We start from the raw sequence: 18,534 nt of genomic DNA, 5'->3' as shown, positions 1-18,534 counted from the left end.
TCCAGGCCGGAAATACCCCCCCCTCCCAGTGAGGCGGAGAAGGAGCCCGCGGCCAGCAGCGCGCCGTCACCCTCCCCCTTGGCAGCGCCCCCGATGGCAGCGCCCCCTGTGCCCCCCCCGCCGGCTTCATCCGGTCTGGGGGAGCCGCCGGGGCCCGTCTTCTCCTCTCGCGCGGTGCGCGATGCCACGGTTGTCACCGGTGCCATTGAGACACTGGGGCGGTTCGTGGCCGGACAGGATGTCATTGGCGACCTGATTCACCGGCTGGAAACGCTGACCCCGGATCAGGTGAATTTTCTGCAGCTGTCGGCCGAACCCGGCCTGATCCAGCGCGCCCTGCAACGGGCGGAAGTGCAGAAGGGCACCAAGGCGGCCGCCCTGCGCAAGCTGCTGGGCGATCTGGCTGGTGGCGCCATCCCGGAAACGGACAGGAATGATCCGCTGCTGATGCCCAAGGGGCCGATCCTGCCGCCCCTGGCTTCCTTGAAGCACAAGCAGCCGGCCGGTGCGGAGCCCGCGGCCGCCGCGGCGGCCCCCCCGGCACCGCCACTGCCCCCTCCCCCCCGGCCGGCCCCCCTGGGCCCGCCACCGGTCATGCCGGGGGCGACGGCCGCCACCCCGGCGGCCTCTGTTGCGGCGGTGGTGGCGGCCGCCCCCCTGCCGCCGCGTCCACGCTCCGGCCCGGCCCCCGGCATCCCGGCACGGGTGGAGCCAAAGGCAAAGGGCAGGGAGGAGGTTGCAAAGGCCCCCCCTGCTATTGACAATGCACCGGCCCCAGCACCGGTAACGGTGGAGCTGTCGCCCCTGGTCGCGGACACCACGCCGGATGCCCCACCCCCGGTGCCCGCGCCACCGCCCAGCGTGCCGGCGACAGAATCCGCCAGCCTGCCCCGCCTGGCCCGCGCCGATGCGGAAAGCCGGCGCGCCCGCCTGATGGCCGCTCTCACCGATCACCTTTCCGCCAAAGAGGCCGCCCCATGAGCATCCCTTCCAGCGACGTCAATGATGCGGCCCACCAGCAGAAGGGCGGCGATGGCGCCAGGGGCGCGCTGACCACCAGTGTTGTTCCCGAACCGGTGGCGGCGGATACGGTCGATCCCTTCGATTATGCGGAAACCATCGTGCGCGATCTGGCGCTGCATGTCGGTTCCCGCCTGCGGGATTTCCGTTCCGATCTGGCGGCCATGCATTCGGCCGTGGTGCAGCTGCCGGAAACCATGCGCATCAACAGCCTGGGCCAGTCCATCCAGGATCTGCGCGAACGGTTGGCCCATCTGACCGGCGTGGTCAGCCAGCAGGTCTCCCGCTATCCGGAGGAACTGGAGCGGGTGTCGCGCATGGCGACCGACACGCTGAACCGGCTGGCCGGGCTGGAATCCTGGGTGGCCGCCGCCCGCCAGACCGTGGCGCAGGGCGGCGACGCCCCGGTGCTGCCGGTGCCCACCGGCGGCTTTGTCGGCCAGGATCAGCTGAACGCCATCATCGGCCAGATGCATGAAAATATCGTGCGGCTGGCCACGGCCGCGCGGGAATTGCAGCTGGATGTGCGCGACCTGCGGTCCGACCTGAAGAGCGTCAGTGCAGGCCAGCCCCTGCCGGTGGAAGCGGCAGAGGTATCGCCGCCCCCCATCGCCCCGGATTATGCCCCGGCGCTGTCCGACCTGGACCGCCGGTTGAGCACGCTGGAAAACGCCCCGCGCGTGATGGCGGGAACACCCGGCCCCGACCATGGCCCGGCCCTGGCCGATCTGGAGCGGCGCCTGCGCGCTGTGGAGACGGCCCCCGCTGCGGTCCCGGTGCCGGCCCCCGTGGCCGACGGTACGGCGGCCCCCGATCTGGCGGGGCTGCTGTTCGGTGCCTGGAACCGGCTGGCCCAGCCCGCCGGGGCGGAAGCCCTGGCCCAGGCGGTGGACAGCGTGCTGAACGCCCTGCGCCCGCGGCTGGAACGGATGTCCGGCCCGGTGACCCTGGCCAAGGGGTCCGGGCTGGTAGCGGTTGGCCAGGGGGCCGGCGGTCTGGTCGCCCTGGTGGCGACGGAGGATCTGTGCGGCCATCGCTGGGTGCTGGAGGCACAGGGGGCGGAAATGCGCACCCTGGACCCGGCCGACCGGCCGGCCCTGCGCTCCCCCTGCTGGCGGGCGCTGCTGGGGGCGGCGGCCATGGCGGTACGCAGCGATCCGGCCGCCCGTGTGCTGCCGCTGCTGATCTATGGCAATGGCCAGATCGATAGCCTGCCCTCGCGGGAACAGGTGCTGTCCTATGGACGGCAGATTGGCGCGGTGGCGGCGGCCGAACAATTGCTGATGATCGGTGCGGCGGACCTGTCCCTGCCAGGTCTGGCCCGCCCGCAGGAAGCCCTGAACGCCCTGCTGGCGCTGGCCGCTTAAGCCTGCTGTCCGTTCGCCCAAACACGGGCCGCCCGTCGGCGGCCCGTGGGTTTCAGCATCCCTGATCTCAACCCTGGTTGCCCGGTGGGCGCCAGCGGCTGTCGGGCGGCGGCAGATCGGCCGTATTGTCCCCGGCGGCGGGGCCAGGGCGCTGCACCTCCACATAATCGGCATCGATCACCGTGGTGGTGCGGCGGGTGCCCTGGGCATTGGTGGCGCTGGCCGACATATGCATTTTGCCTTCCTGCATCAACTTGCCCATACGCCGGAACATGGCCTGACGCACCGGCGGCAGGAACAGCAGCAGGGCCAGGATGTCGGTCAGAAAGCCGGGGATCAGCAGCAGGATACCGGCCAGCGCCAGGCAAAGCCCGTCAAACGCCTCCTGCAGGGGCGGCTGGCCTTGCTGCAGGCGCCCCTGGGCCTTGCGCAGGGCCCCCAGACCCTGGCGCTGCAACAGCAGGATGCCCAGCACGCCGGACAGCAGCACCAGCAACACTGTGTTCAAGGCGCCGATCTGGCTGCCCACCCAGGCGAATCCAGCGATCTCAATCAGGGGAAGCAGCAACAGGGGTAACAGGAAACGCATGGGCTCCTTGCTCTTTCCGGGGTCAAGGCCTATCTACAGTACTAACATCTGTGACAGGCACCCCGTTTGACCGGGTTATGGACGCAAAACATCCTTGATGGGTTGTCCGCGTCCGACAAGGTTTAAGTAAGGGGCCGACCCGTCCGATTGAAGGCCTGTTGTGAAATGGACCCGATCTGGATGACAGGCGTTATGGCATTGGTACTTGAAATGGATGGTTCATGATGGGCGGAGGAAGCGTCTTGCTGGAAATTGTGATTTTCGCGGCGGTCGCGGCCTTCTTCATCTATCGGCTGCGCAGCGTGCTGGGCCGCCGCCATGGGGAGGAGCGGGAACGCCCCAACCCCTATGTGCAGCGCCCGGGCGACAGCGTGCCGGTGGCAGAGGCTGACAATGTCATCCCCCTGCCGGATCGCCGCGTGGCAGAACCGGTTAGCTTCCCCGATGATGGCCCGATTTCCGTGGCCGACGGGGTGCGCCAGATTCAGTCCGCCGATGCCAATTTCAGCGAAAAGGGCTTCCTGACCGGCGCACGCGCCGCGTTTGAGATGATTGTCGGCGCCTTTGCCGCCGGCGATACGCCCACCCTGCGCCCGCTGCTGGCCGATGACATCTATGACCAGTTCGCCGCCGCCATCCGCCAGCGCCAGCAGGCGGGTGAGGTGCTGGAAAGCCGCATCCACAAGATTGAAAGCGTGGACCTGACAGAGGCCCGGCTGGATGGCCGTACCGCCATCTGCACCGTCGCCATCACCAGCTATCAGACCCATGTGACCCGCGATTCCGCCGGCACCATCGTGGAAGGCAATCCCGCCACCCAGGAAGAGGTGGTGGATATCTGGACCTTCCAGCGCAATACCCGCGCCAGCACCCCCAACTGGCTGTTGGTGGAAACCCGCACCCCCGGCTGAGCCACCCGCAGCCGTTCGCCTGTTTCCATGCCTGATCTCGCCGGGGTTTGCTGATGCGTCGTCCGTCCCGTCTGTCGCTGGCCGGCATCGCCGTTGCCGTGTCCGTCGCCCTGCTGTCTGGTTGCGCCCAGACGCCGCAACAGCCGCCCAAGCCGGGAACCGCCCCCGCTGGCACCACCGCCCCGGAGGCACCGCCGGCCAAGCTGACGCTGAAGCCGGCGCGCTTTGCTGATCTGCCTGGCTGGGCGCAGGACCGGCAGGCCGATGCCATCCCCGCCATGGTGAAAAGCTGTGACAGGCTGGTGCGCCAGCCGGCCGACCGGGCGCTGGGGCCGGACGGGATGCTGGGCCGCATTGCCGATTGGCAGGCCCCCTGCGCTGCCCTGTCCAAGCTGAAACCGGGCGACCATGCGGCCGCCCGCGCCTGGGTGGAACGCTGGTTCCAACCCTTTGTCGCCAGCAATAATGGCGACAGCCAGGGCCTGTTCACCGGCTATTATGAAAGCGCCCTGCGCGGCAGCCTGAAGCGCCAGGGGCCGTACCAGACCCCGCTTTACAAGCGTCCGGCCGATCTGGTGATGGTCGATCTGGGTGAATTCCGCCCCAACCTGAAGGGCGAGCGCATCGCCGGCCGGGTGCAGAACGGCCAGTTGAAACCCTATGATGACCGCAAGGCCATTGATGCCGGATCGCTGACCGGCAAGGGGCTGGAACTGCTTTATGTCGATAATGCCATCGATGCCTTCTTCCTGGCCATTCAGGGATCAGGCCGGGTGACCCTGCCCGACGGGCGGGAAATCCGCGTCGGCTATGATGGGCAGAACGGCCATCCCTATGTCGCCATCGGGCGGGAGCTGGTGGCGCGCGGGGCGCTGACCAAGGATCAGGTCTCCATGCAGACCATCCGCGCCTGGCTGGATGCCAATCCCACCCAGGCCCTGGCTCTGATGCAGACCAACCCATCCTATGTCTTTTTCCGCCAATTGGACGGGGAAGGCCCCGTTGGCGCGCAGGGTGTGGCCTTGACCCCCGGCCGTTCCTTGGCGGTGGATCGCAGCTTCGTTGCCTATGGCGTGCCGCTATGGCTGGAAGCGGAAGACCCGCTGAACAGCAGCACCAGCATCCGCCGCCTGATGGTGGCCCAGGATACCGGCGGCGCCATCCGTGGCCCCGTGCGGGGTGACGTCTTCTGGGGCCATGGCAAGGATGCCGAAACCCGCGCCGGCCTGATGAAGAGCAAGGGCCGTTACTGGCTGCTGCTGCCGCGCAGTGTGACCGTACCGGTTAGCTGAAGCGGGTAATACTAATCTCCCTTGATCGTGACCGATCCAGGGAGATTTTGCGTTCCCTTATGCGCCGGGCGCTGCCTCCGGCAGCTTGGCTTACGCCGCACGTGCGGCGGGCTGGCGGTCGTCGGCCTCCAATCCGCCAAGAGTCAAACCCTCGGCGGATTGTTATAACAATGTTGCGCTGCACATATGCATGTCGGTTCTGTCCGCACTGTGACAGGCGCGTGACAGGGTGGGTGCTGGGGCTTGACACCCCTTATACTCTGGGCGAGCATAAGGGGGAGTAATGCTCAATTCGAGCATAAGGGATGCCGCCCGGTATCCTGCATGTTCGCGGCGAGCGTCCGGTTCGTCACAAAGCGCCTCCCGACCGCTTCAACGGGATGGCCCGTTGGAGTTGGGTTGATGCACGCTGTTGCCGATCTGGCCTATACACCTGAGATCGCCGAGGCCACGCGGCCGATCTATGATCGGGTGCGCGATGTCATTCCGGCTGTGGAATGGCCCTTCCATGCTCCCCTGGTCCACGCCATCAACAAGCTGAAGCGCGAACGCAACGCCGTGGTGCTGGCGCATAATTATCAGGCGCCGGAAATCTTCCACACGGTGGCGGACATCGTGGGCGACAGTTTGCTGCTGGCCCGCAAGGCGGCAGAGACGGATGCCGATGTCATCGTGCTGGCCGGCGTTCATTTCATGGCCGAAACAGCCAAGATTCTCTCCCCTGAAAAGGTGGTGCTGATGCCGGCCATGGATGCCGGCTGTTCGCTGGCCGACAGTATCACGGCAGCCGATGTGCGGCTGCTGCGCGAACGTTACCCAGGCGTTCCGATCGCGACATATGTCAACACCTCGGCGGCGGTGAAGGCGGAAAGCGATGTCTGCATCACATCCGGCAATGCGGTGGAGGTGATCAACTCCCTGCCCGGTGATGAGGTGCTGTGCATCCCCGATGAATATCTGGCCAAGTGGGTGGCGACCCAGACCACCAAGAAGGTGATCGCCTGGAAGGGCCATTGCGAGGTGCATGAACGCTTCACCGGCGACCAGCTGAAGGCGTACCGTACCCAGTTCAAGGGTGACATTACCATCATTGCGCACCCGGAATGTCCGCCGGATGTGCTGGCGGAGGCGGATTTCGTCGGCTCCACCGCCAAGATGCAGGATTATGTGGAAGGCCAGCAGCCCAAGCGGGTGCTGCTGATCACCGAATGTTCGATGGCCGACAATCTGGCGGCCACCAATCCGGCGGTGGAATTTGTCCGCCCCTGCAACCTGTGCCCGCACATGCGCCGCATCACTCTGTCCAATATTCTGGAGAGCCTGCAGACGATGCAGCCCCAGGTGCATGTCGACCCCGCCATCGCCGGCCGCGCCCGGCTGGCGGTGGAACGGATGCTGGCGGTGGGGAAGAAGTAGGCCGAAGAGTTTGTCGTCTGACTTAAGGTGCCTCCCCCGCGAAAGCGGGGGTCCAGGGACCAAAAGCACTGAGCATTTTCTCCTGGCCCTGGACCCCCGCTTTCGCGGGGGAGGCACGGAAGGGGTGGGAGGCCAAGTCAGCCCCACATGTCAAGGCGGCAATGGCGTGGGGCAGAATGATCCAGGCAGCCGCCCTTCAGCCCTGTGCAAACCCTCACCCGGCACCCATTCATAAGGAACAGCACCATCATGGAGATGCGGCAGAGCGATGTGATTGTCATCGGGTCCGGGATGGCCGGGCTGGTGGCGGCGCTGCGTCTGGCGCCGCGCCGGGTGACGCTGTTGACCAAGACGGGCGATCTGCCGGGCGGGTCCAGCCATTGGGCGCAGGGCGGGGTGGCGGCGGCGGTCGATCCCGCCGATAACCCCACCGACCATGCGGCCGACACGGTGGTGGCCGGGGCCGGGCTGACCGATGCCGATATGGCCGATCTGCTGGCCCGGGAAGGGGCGAGCCGGTTAAGCCGCTGGATCGCCGAGGGGATGCCGTTTGACCGTACCCCCGCCGGCAAGCTCTGCCTGGGGCGGGAGGCGGCGCATGGCGTGGCCCGCGTGCTGCACGCCGGCGGCGATGCCACTGGCCGCACCCTGGTGGCCGATCTGGCGGCCCGCGTGCGGGGGGCGGCGCATATTGATGTGCAGGTCGATGCCTTTGCCTGGGATCTGGTGCTGGATCGCAAGGGGGCGCTGGCGGGCGTGCTGGCCCATCATGGCGATGCCGGCTGGGTGTTCCACCGCGCGCCCGCCCTGCTGCTGGCCAGCGGCGGCATCGGCCAGCTTTACCGCCACACCACCAACCCGGCGGAAGCCACGGGCGATGGTCAGGCCATGGCGGCGCGTGCCGGGGCCGTGCTGGCCGATATGGAATTTGTGCAGTTCCACCCCACGGCGCTGGCCGCCGGCACTAGCGGACAGGTGCCCCTGCTGACAGAGGCGCTGCGCGGCGCCGGGGCGCATCTGCTGGATGGGGCGGGCCGCCGCTTCATGCGCGATGAGCATGTGGGGGCCGAACTGGCCCCGCGTGATGTGGTGGCCAAGGCCATTGGCCGGCGCATCGCCGCCGGGCAGCCTGTGTTCCTGGACCTGCGGGCCATCTGGGCGCGCGGCGGGGCGGCGCAGTTCCCCACCGTGGCCGGCATTTGCGCGGCGGCGGGGATTGATCCGGCCAGCACGCCGGTCCCGGTGGCCCCGGCGGCGCATTACCATATGGGCGGCGTGCTGACCGATGCCGATGGCCGCACCAGCATCCCCGGCCTTTACGCGGCGGGCGAAGTGGCCTGCACCGGGGTGCATGGCGCCAACCGGCTGGCCAGCAATTCCCTGCTGGAGGCGCTGGTTTTCGCCGAACGCGCGGCGGAGGCGATTTTGGCCAGCCCCACCAGCCCGGCCCTGCCGGTGGCCCTGCCCGATGTGCCCGCCATCGCCCCCGGTCCCGCCGCCGCAAAGGAAGCCATGGCCGATGCGGCCAGCCTGATGGCGGAAGGGGCGGGGCTGTTGCGTGATGCCGCCGGCCTTGCCCGTACCCAGCAAGGGCTGGATGCGCTGGAAGCCCGCATCGCCGCCATCCCCATCGCCAGCACGGGGCATGACACGGTGATGCAGGCCGGCGCCCTGCGCAACCAGTTGCTGGTGTCGCGGCTGGTGCTGCGCGGTGCGCTGGCCCGGCAGGAAAGCCGGGGTGCCCACCAGCGGGCCGACTGGCCCGATACGCGGGCCGACTGGCGCCGCCGCCTGCGCCAAACCGTGGCAGGATTGCTGGATGATGCCGCCAAGCAAGGCCGGCAGAACCAGAACAGCCATCTGCCCCATCCCTGACCCTTCCTGACAACCGGTGTTGTGATGAGCCTGCCGCTTTACCCGCTGATGTATGACGCCCTGATCCGCAACGCGCTGACGGAGGATCTGGGGCTGGCGGGCGATCTGACGACGGATGCCTGTGTGCCGGCCGAGGCGCAGGCCAAGGCCCTGTTCCGCGCCCGGCATGATGGGGTGGTGGCGGGGCTGGATGCCGCCTTGCACGCCTTCACCGTGCTGGACCCCAGCCTGCGCATCACCCGCCACGCGGCGGATGGCCAGCGCATCGGCCCCGGCACGGTACTGGCGGTGGTGGAAGGGGCGGCGCGACCCATCCTGTCGGCGGAACGGGTTGCCCTGAACCTGCTGGGCCGGCTCTGCGGTATCGCCAGCGAGACGCGGCGGCTGGTGGACAAGGTGGAAGGGACCGGCGCGCAGATCGTCTGCACCCGCAAAACCACCCCCGGCCTGCGCGGGCTGGAGAAATATGCTGTGCGGGTGGGCGGCGGCGGCAATCACCGCTTCGCCCTCTATGATGCCGTGCTGATCAAGGATAACCATCTCGTGGCCGCCGGCGGCCTGCGCGCGGCGGTGGAACGCGCCCGCGCCCGCGTCGGCCATATGGTGAAGATTGAGGTGGAGGTGGATAATCTGGACCAGTTGGCCGAGCTGATCGACCTGAAGGTTGATGCCGTGCTGCTGGACAATATGGATGTGCCCACCCTGAAACGCGCCGTTGCCATGGTGGATGGCCGCATGATCACCGAGGCATCGGGCGGGGTGACGCCAGACACCATCCGCGCCATCGCCGAGACGGGCGTTACCCTGATCTCCTTGGGCTGGCTGACCCATTCGGTGAAGAATTTCGATATCGGCCTGGATTTCGTGCCGGTTTGATCCGCCTCACCGCGCCAGCCTGTTTTCCCCGCCACAGGGGCGCTGCGCGGGACAGATGGGGGTGGGGCCGGCCAGGGCCAGCCGCACCCGGCCCACCCCGCGCCGCGTCAGCCCCAGCTGCCGGGCGGCGGCTTCCGACAGGTCGATATCGCGTCCGGCCCGAAACGGCCCCCGGTCATTGATGCGAACCTGCACGCTGCGCCCGGTTTCAACCGCCACCACCGTCAACAGGGTGCCAAAGGGCAGACAGCGATGGGCGGCGGTCAGGGCAGTCCGGTCAAAAATCTCCCCGCTGGCGGTGGGGCGGCCATGATGGCCCGGCCCATACCAGGAAGCAGTGACGCCCTGGCCTGCCTCTGCCCGGCAAGGTGCCGCCGCCTGGGTCAGCGGAGCCCACAGGACCGACAGACCGGCAACGACCCCACATAACAGGGACCGCATGATGATACTCCGTCCAGAAATAACGGCGTTTCATCTACGCCAGCATCGACAAGATGCCAAATAAAAATCCATTTATACTTGATTATTGGCGCTGATTTGCAAAAAATAAGGATATTTTTATACGGATATATTGATTTCCATATTGAATATTTATGTTATACCAACCCACCTAAAGGTTGACCTTTAGGTGGGTTGGAGGCCGGCGACTGCCGGCCCGCGCCACATGGCGTGCAAGCCAAGCTGCCGGATGGCAGCGCCCGGCGTCTGAGGGAACGCAAAATCTCCCTGGATCGGTCACGATCAAAGGAGATTGGTATAAGCGTTACAGCATCGGCGTTTCGTTCAGCAGATCCAGCACCGCCACATTGCCCAGATTGCGGGTGGACAGAAGACGAAGGCGCCGGTCCGGCCCATGCAGGAAATCAGCCGGCCCGGCCAGCCGGGGGGCTGTGGGCTGGCCCAGCAGAAAGGGGGCGATGGCCAGCCGCAGCTGATGGAAGGCACCCGCCGCCAGAAACTGGGTCAGCACCTGGCTGCCCCCTTCCACGAACAGCCGGCGGATGCCGCAGGCCCGCAGGGCGGCCAGGATGGCGGAGACGGTTTCATCGGCCACCCCCACCACTTCCGCCCGTTCCCCCAGCCTTTGCCGCAGCGCTGCCAGCTTTTCCGGCGGGCACAGCACCAGCTTGCGGCCGCCATTGTGGAAAAAGCCGGCATCGGGGTCGATATCACAGGATCGAGTCAGCACCACCTTGGCCGGCTGATCCGGCATCCCGGCGGCGCGGCGTTGGGCCAGCAGTTCCGGATAGCGCACGGTCAGCCGGGGATCATCCCGCCGCAATGTGCCGGCGCCGACCAGAATGGCATCACAGGCGGCGCGGGCGCCATGCATGTCGTGGCAATCCTCCGCACTGGACAGCACCAGCCTGTCGCCATCGGCAGCATCAATATGGCCATCCAGTGACATGGCGACGGAGAGCTGTACCCATTCCATGCCGATATTCCGCCCCTTGTCATTATTCACCCGATCAAGGGTGGTGCTTGCCACCCCACCTGTCCAGTGCAACGCCAGAAAAAGCCCCCTTGATCCATGGCCGCATAGTCTTTGCCGCATCGGGCCATCGACGATTGAGCCAGGGCAGAAGGGCCACAGCGCCCTGTTGCAGGAAGGGAAGTGGGCTGTTAATGAAGGGATCAGCAGAATATTTCCTGTTTTTCCATTTCCCGAGGCCCCTTGATCCAACATTGCGGGACCATCATGCGCCTTGTCATGGGCGTTTTTCTGGCGTTTTGTCTTGGCGCCGTGGCGATGGCCGCCGAAACGCCGGTCAGCCGCCGCCAGGGGGAAGTAGCGGCTGGGATCGTTTTTTCCTCCAGCGGCATCGGGGTGGAGGGGCAATGGCAGACCCTGGAAAATCTGGCGCTGCGGCTGGATGGGGTGTTGTTCTTTGTCGATAAGGATTTCGGCATTGCCAATGTCTCCTATGATGGCGATGCCACGCTGGCTTCAAGCGGGCTGACGCTGGATTATTTCCCCTGGGAAAACCGGGGCTGGCGGGCCAGCATCGGCGTGCGGGCCAATTTCAGCGAACTGCGCGCCGAAGGAACGGCGCGCGGGGCAGTGCATATTGCCCAGGTGCTGTTGACACCTGAACAGCTGGGCACGGTCCGCGGTACAGCCCATTTTCCCCGCATGGCGCCTTATGCCGGCATCGGTTTCACCGGGCCGGTCGGGCGGGACGGTTTGCTGGCGGTGATGGATCTGGGGCTGCTTTATTATGGCAATCCCCGGGTGCGGATTACGGCAGATGGCACCCTGGCGGGCCATCCCACCTTCATCGCCGTTACCCGCAATGAAGAGGCGCGGCTGGCACGGGAACTGAAATCGCTGGCCTTTTACCCGGCGGTGAAGCTGGGGCTGCTGTATCGTTTCTGATTTGGCAAGCCGGAACCGTCCCCTTTATAAACAAAAGGCGTAGGATACCGGGATTGACAGCAGGGCTCTCTTGAACTAACCGCACCGGGTGCTTGTTCCGGTCGGGGGCTTTTCTGATGGCTATTTCGCGTTTTTTTACCGTTTTGTGCAAACTGGCCTTGCGGCGTGTTGCGCCGCTGCTCGCGGCGCTGGCCTTGGGGACCGCTGGTGCCGCCGCCGCTGATGTGGCGCTGCGGGCCGATGCCTGGTGCCCCTATAATTGCGAAGCGGGTGCGCGACCCGGTTATCTGGTGGAAATTGCCAAGGCGGCTTTGGAACCGGCCGGCCACAAGGTCAGTTACGCCATGATGCCCTGGACCAAGGTACTGGCGGCGGTCAAGACCGGCGAGGTTACCGGCGCCCTGGGGGCTGTTCAGACCGAGGCGCCGGAACTGATCTATCCGAAATCCCCCTTGGGCCTGTCCCGGCCGACCCTGGTCATCCGGCGCGGCAAGGAACTGGCGGGGCTCAGCGATAAGAACCTGGACCCGCTGAAAAGCGTGCGTTTCGGTTCCATCACCGATTATTTCTACAGCGAAGCGGTGAACGCCTTCATCGATGCCAACAAGTCCCTGCCCAACATGGTGCGGGTGTCGGGTGACAATGTCACCGAGGATCTGGTGAACATGCTGATCGAAGGCAAGATCGACGCCATGGTCGAAGACAGCAACGTCATCGATTATCTGCTGGAATCCAAGGGCTATCGCAACCTGTTCAGCTATGTGCCACTGGGGGAACCCAGCGATGTGTCCATCGGCTTTTCGCCCAAGGATCCCAATGCCAAGGCCTATGCCGAGCTGATCGACGCCAAGCTGGCGGAAATGCGCAAAAATGGTCAGCTGGCGCAGTTGCTGAGCCGCTATGGCATGCGTGACTGGGTGCGCTGAGATACCCCCCGCCCCGACCGGGTACACCGGCCGGGGCGGGGTGGTAATCAGCCATAGCGCTGTTCGGTCCAGGGATCGCCTTCATTATGATAGCCACGTTCCTCCCAGAAACCGGGGCGGTCGTCGGCGACGAACTCAATCCGCTTGATCCATTTCGCGGACTTCCAGAAATAGAATTTCGGCACGATGGCGCGCACCGGCCCGCCATGTTCCACGCTCAGCGGCTTGCCTTCCCAGCTATGGGCCAGCAACACGTCAGCATCGTCGAACACCGACAAGGCGACGTTGGTGGTATAGCCATCATAGGAATGGAAGATCACATGCCGGGCCTCGGCCAGCGGCCGCACAAGGGCCAGGATATGCCGGGCCGACACGCCTTCCCACTGATTGTCATAGCGTGACCAGGCAGTGACGCAGTGGATGTCCGATACATCGGTGAAGGGCGGCTGGGTGCGGAAATCGGTCCAGCCCCAGGTCAGCGGATTTTCCACCAGCCCGTCGATGGTCAGTTCCCATTGTTCCAGCGGCACTTCCGGCTGAATTCCCAGATCCAGCACCGGCCAGTTCTTCACCAGCCGCTGGCCAGGCGGCAGCCGGTCACTGCGCGGGGCGGCCGTGCCGGTCATCAGCCGGCCCTCGGCGGCCCATTGCTGCTTGCTCTGCACCAGCTTGGCGTTGGGTACGCCGGCCGGTCCCTCTTCCTGTGCCATGTTTTTACGTCCGCAGTTGGATAGCTTGGTATTTAACAGCGCCCTCAAACGCCGGGCGCTGCTTCTGGCAGCTTGTGGCCTACAAAGGTCATGAGACATGACCCTTGGTACAAGATAGCGAGGCACCGCACCCAGGGCGAGGGGGGCCATGGGCAAATGCCCCATGCGCCGCCATCGGTATAGGCCGAATGGCCAGCCCTACACCGCACGGCAGGTTGGCAGTATGAAACAGCCTGTCTAATGTGTCGCCCAAATGATTGCCGCCCGCCGGAGACGCCGTTCCCATGTCCCGCCTTATTCGCCTGCTGTTGCTCAGCCTGTTCTGCCTGTTCATCGTTGCCGGCCCGGCGCCGGCGCAAAGCCAAGCCCCCGCCGCTGACCCGGCGGTGGATGCCAAACAGGTCAATGCCCTGATCCAGACGCTGGAAGACCCGGCCAAGCGTGATGCGCTGCTGGCCCAGTTGAAGGCGCTGCAGGCGGTTGAGCAAAAGCGCCAGGGGGCCGAAGCCCCGGCCAGCAGCCTGGGCAGCCGCTTCCTGTCCACCCTGTCCGACCGGGTGGAGGAGGTGAGCCAGCAGATTGCCGAGGCCGGGCGGGCGGTGATCGACACGCCCCATGCCCTGCGCTGGCTAAACCAGCAGGTGGCCGATCCGGTGAAGCGGGATAACTGGCTGCGGCTGGCCCTGCATCTGGCGGCCATCATCGGTGCCGGCTATGCCGCGCGCTGGATCGCCATCTGGCTGCTGCGCCGCCCGCGCAACGCCTTGGGGGCCCGCAACGGTATCCATTGGTGGACCAAGCTGCCGCTGCTGACGGTGCGGCTGCTGATCGATCTGCTGCCCATGGCCGCCTTCGCCCTGGCCGGGTTCGGCGTGCTGTCGGCCAGCGAGGCGCCGCGCGCCGTGCGGCTGGCCTCGCTCACCATCCTTAATGCCAGCCTGATCGTGCAGGGCACCCTGGTCATCACCCGGTTCCTGCTGTCGCCCAGCACAGCCAATCTGCGGCTGGTGCCGGTCAGTGACGAGACGGCGCATTATCTGCTGATCTGGGTCCGGCGCATCGTCATCATCGGCGTTTATGGCTATTTCATCGCCCAGGCGGCCCTGGTGCTGGGCCTGCCGGCCAAGCCCTATGCCGCCGGGTTGAAGCTGGTGGGGCTGCTGGTGACGGTGATGCTGATCATCCTGATCCTGCAGAACCGCCAGTCGGTGGCGGCCTGGGTGCGAGGCGACCATCTGCGCCCCGATCCGGACCATCCGGAAACCGACCCGGCCGATGCCGCCCTGCAGGCCGTGGTGGCCGGGGAAAGCGGGGGCAGCGACGCCGAACTGGGCGCCCCTGCTGCCCCTTCTGCAGGCCAGCCTGCGGAGGCAGCCGTCGTCAGCCATACGGTCCATCGCGGCCGGGCCGTGAAGGCGGTGCGCCGCCGGCTGGCCGATGTCTGGCATATCCTGGCCATCCTTTATCTGTCGGCCATCTATTTCATCTGGGTGCTGGAGATTGCCGGCGGTTTTGAATTCGTGCTGCGGGCCACGCTGGTGACCGGCGCCATCCTGATCGGCTCCCGCCTGCTGGCCGAGGGGCTGGACCGCACCATGCGGCGCGGCTTCGCCATTTCGCCAGAGCTGCAGGCCCAGTTCCCCGGCCTTGAAAACCGTGCCAACCGCTATCTGCCCGTCCTGCACAGGCTGTTGAAAGGGTTGTTGTGGTTTTTCACCCTGGTGCTGCTACTGCAGGCCTGGGGGGCCAATGCGCTGGGCTGGTTCGACACCAATTTCGGCCAGCGCATCACCGCATCGGCCGTCACTATCTTCCTGGTGCTGACCCTGGCGCTGATCGCCTGGGAGATGGTTGCGGGTGCCATCCACCGCTATCTGAATGCCACCGATGACAGCGGCACCGCCATTCAGCGGTCGGCCCGGATGCGCACCCTGCTGCCGCTGGCCCGCAACGCCCTGATGATCTTGATGATCACCATGGTGGGGCTGATCGTGCTGGCGGAACTGGGCGTCAATATCGCCCCGCTGCTGGCCGGTGCCGGGGTGGTGGGTCTGGCCATCGGCTTTGGTGCCCAGACCCTGGTGAAGGATGTCATCACCGGCCTGTTCATGCTGATCGAGGATACGTTGTCGGTGGGGGATGTGGTGAATGTCGGCGGCAAGGGCGGGTCGGTGGAGGCCATCACCATCCGTACCATCCGCCTGCGCGATTATGACGGATCGGTCCATACCATCCCGTTCAGTTCCATCACCACCGCCACCAACATGACCAAGGATTTCAGCTTCTATGTGCTGAATGTCTCCATCGATTATAAGGAGGATACGGACCGGGTGGTCGCCGTGCTGCGCGACATTGCCGAGCAGATGCGCGCCGAGCCCGCCTATGCCGCCGCCATGCTGGCGCCGCTGGATGTGGCGGGCGTGGATGCATTCCAGGACAGTGCCGTTGTTATCAAGGCGCGGTTGAAGACACGGCCGATCCAGCAATGGAGCGTGGGGCGCGAATTCAACCGGCGTATGCGCATCCGCTTTGCCGAAGAAGGCATCACCATTCCCTTTCCGCAGCGCACACTGCATCTGGGGGATGGGGCAACGCTGATCGGCCCGGCACAAAAGGCGGGGGAGGGCTGAGGCAACCGGCCCCACATCCCCGCCTTGCATCCCGGCCCGGTTTTCCACCACACTGCCGCCGGTCTTGATCCTGAACAGGGGGCGATCTTGGGTGGCAGGCGTGGGGTGGCCCGGCGATTGGGCCGGGTTCTGGGTTATGGGCTGGCCGGTATTGCCGGCATTGTCGCCCTGGCCGCCGGCGGTGTCGGCTGGACACTCTATGCCTCCCGCCCGGCGCTGGACGGGACAAGGCCGGTCCCCGGCCTGGATGGCCCCGTCTCCATCGCCCGCGACAGCCAGGGTGTGCCGCTGGTGGAGGCGCGCAGCCGCGCCGATCTGGCCCGCGCCCTGGGGTTCCTGCATGGGCAGGAACGGTTTTTCCAGATGGATCTGATCCGCCGCGCCTCGGCCGGGGAATTATCCGCGCTGCTGGGCCCGATCGGTCCGGTGGTGGAGATTGACAAGGCCCGCCGCCTGCACCGGTTCCGCCACCGTGCCGGGCAGATCATCGCCAGCATGGATGCGGATGAACGCGCCCTGCTGGAAGCCTATGCCGAAGGGGTGAATGCCGGACTGGACGCACTGGGTGCGCGGCCCTTTGAATATGCGCTGCTGCTGGCCAGCCCCCAGCCCTGGAAGGCCGAAGACAGCATCCTGGCCGCCTTTGCCATGTATCTGGATTTGCAGGATGGCGGCACCGCTGGGCAGGACCGCGCGCTGGCCGCCGCACAGGATCGGCTGGGGCCGGAACTGACGGATTTCCTGTTCCCGCGCGGCACCCCCCTGGACAGCGCGCTGGATGGCAGCCAATTGCCGGAACCGCCCATGCCAGCCGCCCTGCCGCCGGGGCTGGCCACGGCCCCGGCGGCCAAGGCCGCCCTGCTGGCCCCGCTGCTGACCCCCGGATCGGCCTTTGGCAGCAATGGCTGGGCCGTGGGCGGCGGTTTGACGGGCACGGGGGCCGGGCTGCTGGCCAACGATATGCATCTGGGCCTGTCGGTGCCCGGCACCTGGTACCGCGCCCGGCTGAAAATGGCCGGCGGTACGGAGCCGGATCTGGATGTCACCGGTGCCACCCTGCCGGGCACGCCGCTGGTGGTGGCCGGCAGCAATGGGCGCATCGCCTGGGGCTATACCAATTCCTATATCGATACGGCCGATCTGGTGGTGCTGGACCCGGTGGAGGGGGCCGCCGATCAGTACCAGACGCCCGATGGTCCCCGCGCCCTTACCCGGGTGACGGAACAGATTTGTCCCGCCTGGGCCGATTGCCAGACGCTGGAGGTGGAAGAGAGCATCTGGGGCCCGGTGGTGGGCCGCGATGGGCAGGGGCGGCGGCTTTCCGTGCGCTGGACGGCGCATGACCCCGACGCCATCAACCTGCATGGCTTGCTGGGGCTGGAACGGGCGCGCAGCGTGGCCGACGCGATCAATATCGCCCATACCGCCCGCCAGCCGCAGCAGAATCTGGTGGTGACGGACAGCGCCGGCAACGTGGCCTGGACGGTGATCGGCGCTGTGCCGCACCGGTTCGGCCAGGATGGGCGGCTGCCCACCAGTTGGGCCGATGGCCGGCGGGGCTGGGTCGGCATGGTCTCGCCCGATCAGATACCCACCACCCTGAACCCGGATGATCAACGGATCTGGACGGCCAATGCCCGCATCGTCGGCGGGGCCGCCTATGCGCTGCTGGGCGATGGCGGCTATGATATGGGGGCCCGGCAGGGGCAAATCCGCGATGCGCTGCTGGCTCGCCAACAGTTCGCGCCCAAGGATATGCTGGCCATCCAATTGGATGACCGGGGCGGGGTGCTGGATTTCTGGCAGGGCCAGATGCTGGCGGCACTCGGCCGGCATAAGGACGATCCGGCCCTGGCCGCCCTGGTCGGCCCGGTGCAAAACTGGGGCGGGCGGGCCGTGCCGGACAGTGTGGGGTACCGGCTGGTGCGGGAATTCCGGCAGGGCGTGGCGCAGCGGCTTTATGGTGCCTATCTGGGGCTGACGGAAAAGCCCGGCCGGCGGGAGATGGCCCGCCAGATGGAAGCCCCCCTGCGCCGCCTGCTGGAACAGCGCCCCGCTGCCTTGGTGCCGCCCGGTTATGCCGATTGGGATGCGCTGCTGGCCGCCGTGCTGACCGACCTTGCCGGTAACATCAATCAGGCCGGCGGTGTGGACGCCTATACATGGGGTGCCCGCAACAAGGCCGGTGTCGGCCACCCGCTGGCCCGCATCCTGCCGCCGCTGGCCTGGCTGACCGATCCGCCAGATGTGCCGTTGCCGGGCGACGCGCTGCAGCCCCGCGCGCAAGCGCCGGGGTTTGGCGCCAGCGAACGGTTCAGCGTCTCGCCCGGTCGGGAGAAGGAAGGCTATTTCCACATGCCGGGCAGTCAGAGCGGCAACCCGCTCTCCCCCTATTATCTGGCGGGTCATCAGGATTGGGTGGCGGGCAACCCCACGCCCTTCCTGCCCGGTGCCGCCCGCTGGACGCTGACCCTGCGGCCGGAGAATTGATCAGCAGCCTGTTCCACATGAAAAACCCCGGCGGAAGGGGCCGCCGGGGCGTTTC

General features: G+C 66.5%; 15 protein-coding genes. 11 read left to right on the top strand and 4 right to left on the bottom strand.

Annotated elements, in window-relative coordinates; translation table 11 throughout:
* Nucleotides 1-93 precede the first annotated feature (93 nt).
* Together CHB97_RS15035 and CHB97_RS15030 are read left to right on the top strand one after the other, a co-directional pair.
* The gene (locus tag CHB97_RS15035) at nt 94-981 is read left to right on the top strand and encodes a hypothetical protein (protein WP_143270928.1); all 888 of its coding nucleotides are present in this window, start codon (nt 94-96) and stop codon (nt 979-981) included.
* On the top strand, nt 978-2,387 hold the full coding sequence (locus CHB97_RS15030) for a hypothetical protein (protein WP_089288797.1): 1,410 nt from the start codon (nt 978-980) through the stop codon (nt 2,385-2,387). The genes CHB97_RS15035 and CHB97_RS15030 overlap by 4 nt, the downstream gene beginning before the upstream one ends.
* A gap of 67 nt (nt 2,388-2,454) precedes the next feature.
* On the opposite strand, the gene CHB97_RS15025 is transcribed toward CHB97_RS15030, so the two are convergent.
* Entirely contained in the window at nt 2,455-2,976 is a 522-nt protein-coding gene (locus tag CHB97_RS15025) for an FxsA family protein (protein ID WP_089288796.1), read from the bottom strand.
* 221 nt (nt 2,977-3,197) lie between these two features.
* On the opposite strand from CHB97_RS15025, the gene CHB97_RS15020 reads away from it, so the two are divergent.
* From CHB97_RS15020 to nadC, 5 genes are all read left to right on the top strand, one after another.
* Nucleotides 3,198-3,887, top strand: coding sequence for a Tim44/TimA family putative adaptor protein (locus tag CHB97_RS15020; protein ID WP_371333074.1), 690 nt, complete (start codon nt 3,198-3,200; stop codon nt 3,885-3,887).
* A gap of 53 nt (nt 3,888-3,940) precedes the next feature.
* Complete coding sequence (locus CHB97_RS15015) at nt 3,941-5,179, top strand: murein transglycosylase A (protein ID WP_089288795.1); 1,239 nt, start codon at nt 3,941-3,943, stop codon at nt 5,177-5,179.
* Nucleotides 5,180-5,581: 402 nt separating this feature from the next.
* Nucleotides 5,582-6,595, top strand: coding sequence for a quinolinate synthase NadA (gene nadA / locus CHB97_RS15010; RefSeq protein ID WP_089288794.1), 1,014 nt, complete (start codon nt 5,582-5,584; stop codon nt 6,593-6,595).
* A 249-nt stretch (nt 6,596-6,844) separates the two neighbouring features.
* The gene (locus tag CHB97_RS15005; RefSeq protein ID WP_089288793.1) at nt 6,845-8,470 is read left to right on the top strand and encodes an L-aspartate oxidase; all 1,626 of its coding nucleotides are present in this window, start codon (nt 6,845-6,847) and stop codon (nt 8,468-8,470) included.
* Between the two features lie 24 nt (nt 8,471-8,494).
* The gene (gene nadC / locus CHB97_RS15000; RefSeq protein WP_089288792.1) at nt 8,495-9,346 is read left to right on the top strand and encodes a carboxylating nicotinate-nucleotide diphosphorylase; all 852 of its coding nucleotides are present in this window, start codon (nt 8,495-8,497) and stop codon (nt 9,344-9,346) included.
* A 6-nt stretch (nt 9,347-9,352) separates the two neighbouring features.
* On the opposite strand, the gene CHB97_RS14995 is transcribed toward nadC, so the two are convergent.
* The gene (locus CHB97_RS14995; protein WP_089288791.1) at nt 9,353-9,787 is read right to left on the bottom strand and encodes a septal ring lytic transglycosylase RlpA family protein; all 435 of its coding nucleotides are present in this window, start codon (nt 9,785-9,787) and stop codon (nt 9,353-9,355) included.
* A 322-nt stretch (nt 9,788-10,109) separates the two neighbouring features.
* Nucleotides 10,110-10,835, bottom strand: coding sequence for a dihydrofolate reductase family protein (locus tag CHB97_RS14990; RefSeq protein WP_160105888.1), 726 nt, complete (start codon nt 10,833-10,835; stop codon nt 10,110-10,112).
* Nucleotides 10,836-11,045: 210 nt separating this feature from the next.
* Here CHB97_RS14990 and CHB97_RS14985 point away from each other — a divergent pair, with 210 nt between their 5' ends.
* Nucleotides 11,046-11,723 carry a hypothetical protein gene (locus tag CHB97_RS14985; RefSeq protein ID WP_089288789.1) on the top strand — a complete coding sequence of 226 codons (678 nt, stop codon included), beginning with the start codon at nt 11,046-11,048 and terminating at the stop codon, nt 11,721-11,723.
* A gap of 116 nt (nt 11,724-11,839) precedes the next feature.
* Complete coding sequence (locus CHB97_RS14980; protein ID WP_089288788.1) at nt 11,840-12,649, top strand: ABC transporter substrate-binding protein; 810 nt, start codon at nt 11,840-11,842, stop codon at nt 12,647-12,649.
* A gap of 47 nt (nt 12,650-12,696) precedes the next feature.
* Here CHB97_RS14980 and CHB97_RS14975 read toward each other — a convergent pair whose 3' ends face one another.
* Nucleotides 12,697-13,359 carry a sulfite oxidase-like oxidoreductase gene (locus CHB97_RS14975; RefSeq protein WP_089288787.1) on the bottom strand — a complete coding sequence of 221 codons (663 nt, stop codon included), beginning with the start codon at nt 13,357-13,359 and terminating at the stop codon, nt 12,697-12,699.
* Nucleotides 13,360-13,643: 284 nt separating this feature from the next.
* Here CHB97_RS14975 and CHB97_RS14970 point away from each other — a divergent pair, with 284 nt between their 5' ends.
* The gene (locus CHB97_RS14970; RefSeq protein WP_089288786.1) at nt 13,644-15,989 is read left to right on the top strand and encodes a mechanosensitive ion channel domain-containing protein; all 2,346 of its coding nucleotides are present in this window, start codon (nt 13,644-13,646) and stop codon (nt 15,987-15,989) included.
* A gap of 87 nt (nt 15,990-16,076) precedes the next feature.
* Nucleotides 16,077-18,479 carry a penicillin acylase family protein gene (locus CHB97_RS14965; protein ID WP_160105886.1) on the top strand — a complete coding sequence of 801 codons (2,403 nt, stop codon included), beginning with the start codon at nt 16,077-16,079 and terminating at the stop codon, nt 18,477-18,479.
* The last annotated feature ends 55 nt before the right edge of the window (nt 18,480-18,534 follow it).

Origin of the sequence: Azospirillum sp. RU38E (genome assembly GCF_900188385.1) — a bacterium.
Taxonomy (GTDB): Bacteria; Pseudomonadota; Alphaproteobacteria; order Azospirillales; family Azospirillaceae; genus Niveispirillum.
The sequence above is the reverse complement of the archived record's forward strand: the minus strand, read 5'-3'. Positions and strand labels throughout refer to the sequence as shown.

Bases quoted from the DNA above. Each gene is read 5' to 3' on its own strand.
- CHB97_RS15035 (WP_143270928.1), top strand. From the start codon at position 94: ATGGCAGCGCCCCCTGTGCCCCCCCCGCCGGCTTCATCCGGTCTGGGG.
- CHB97_RS15030 (WP_089288797.1), top strand. From the start codon at position 978: ATGAGCATCCCTTCCAGCGACGTCAATGATGCGGCCCACCAGCAGAAG.
- CHB97_RS15025 (WP_089288796.1), bottom strand. From the start codon at position 2,976: ATGCGTTTCCTGTTACCCCTGTTGCTGCTTCCCCTGATTGAGATCGCT.
- CHB97_RS15020 (WP_371333074.1), top strand. From the start codon at position 3,198: ATGATGGGCGGAGGAAGCGTCTTGCTGGAAATTGTGATTTTCGCGGCG.
- CHB97_RS15015 (WP_089288795.1), top strand. From the start codon at position 3,941: ATGCGTCGTCCGTCCCGTCTGTCGCTGGCCGGCATCGCCGTTGCCGTG.
- nadA (WP_089288794.1), top strand. From the start codon at position 5,582: ATGCACGCTGTTGCCGATCTGGCCTATACACCTGAGATCGCCGAGGCC.
- CHB97_RS15005 (WP_089288793.1), top strand. From the start codon at position 6,845: ATGGAGATGCGGCAGAGCGATGTGATTGTCATCGGGTCCGGGATGGCC.
- nadC (WP_089288792.1), top strand. From the start codon at position 8,495: ATGAGCCTGCCGCTTTACCCGCTGATGTATGACGCCCTGATCCGCAAC.
- CHB97_RS14995 (WP_089288791.1), bottom strand. From the start codon at position 9,787: ATGCGGTCCCTGTTATGTGGGGTCGTTGCCGGTCTGTCGGTCCTGTGG.
- CHB97_RS14985 (WP_089288789.1), top strand. From the start codon at position 11,046: ATGCGCCTTGTCATGGGCGTTTTTCTGGCGTTTTGTCTTGGCGCCGTG.
- CHB97_RS14980 (WP_089288788.1), top strand. From the start codon at position 11,840: ATGGCTATTTCGCGTTTTTTTACCGTTTTGTGCAAACTGGCCTTGCGG.
- CHB97_RS14975 (WP_089288787.1), bottom strand. From the start codon at position 13,359: ATGGCACAGGAAGAGGGACCGGCCGGCGTACCCAACGCCAAGCTGGTG.
- CHB97_RS14970 (WP_089288786.1), top strand. From the start codon at position 13,644: ATGTCCCGCCTTATTCGCCTGCTGTTGCTCAGCCTGTTCTGCCTGTTC.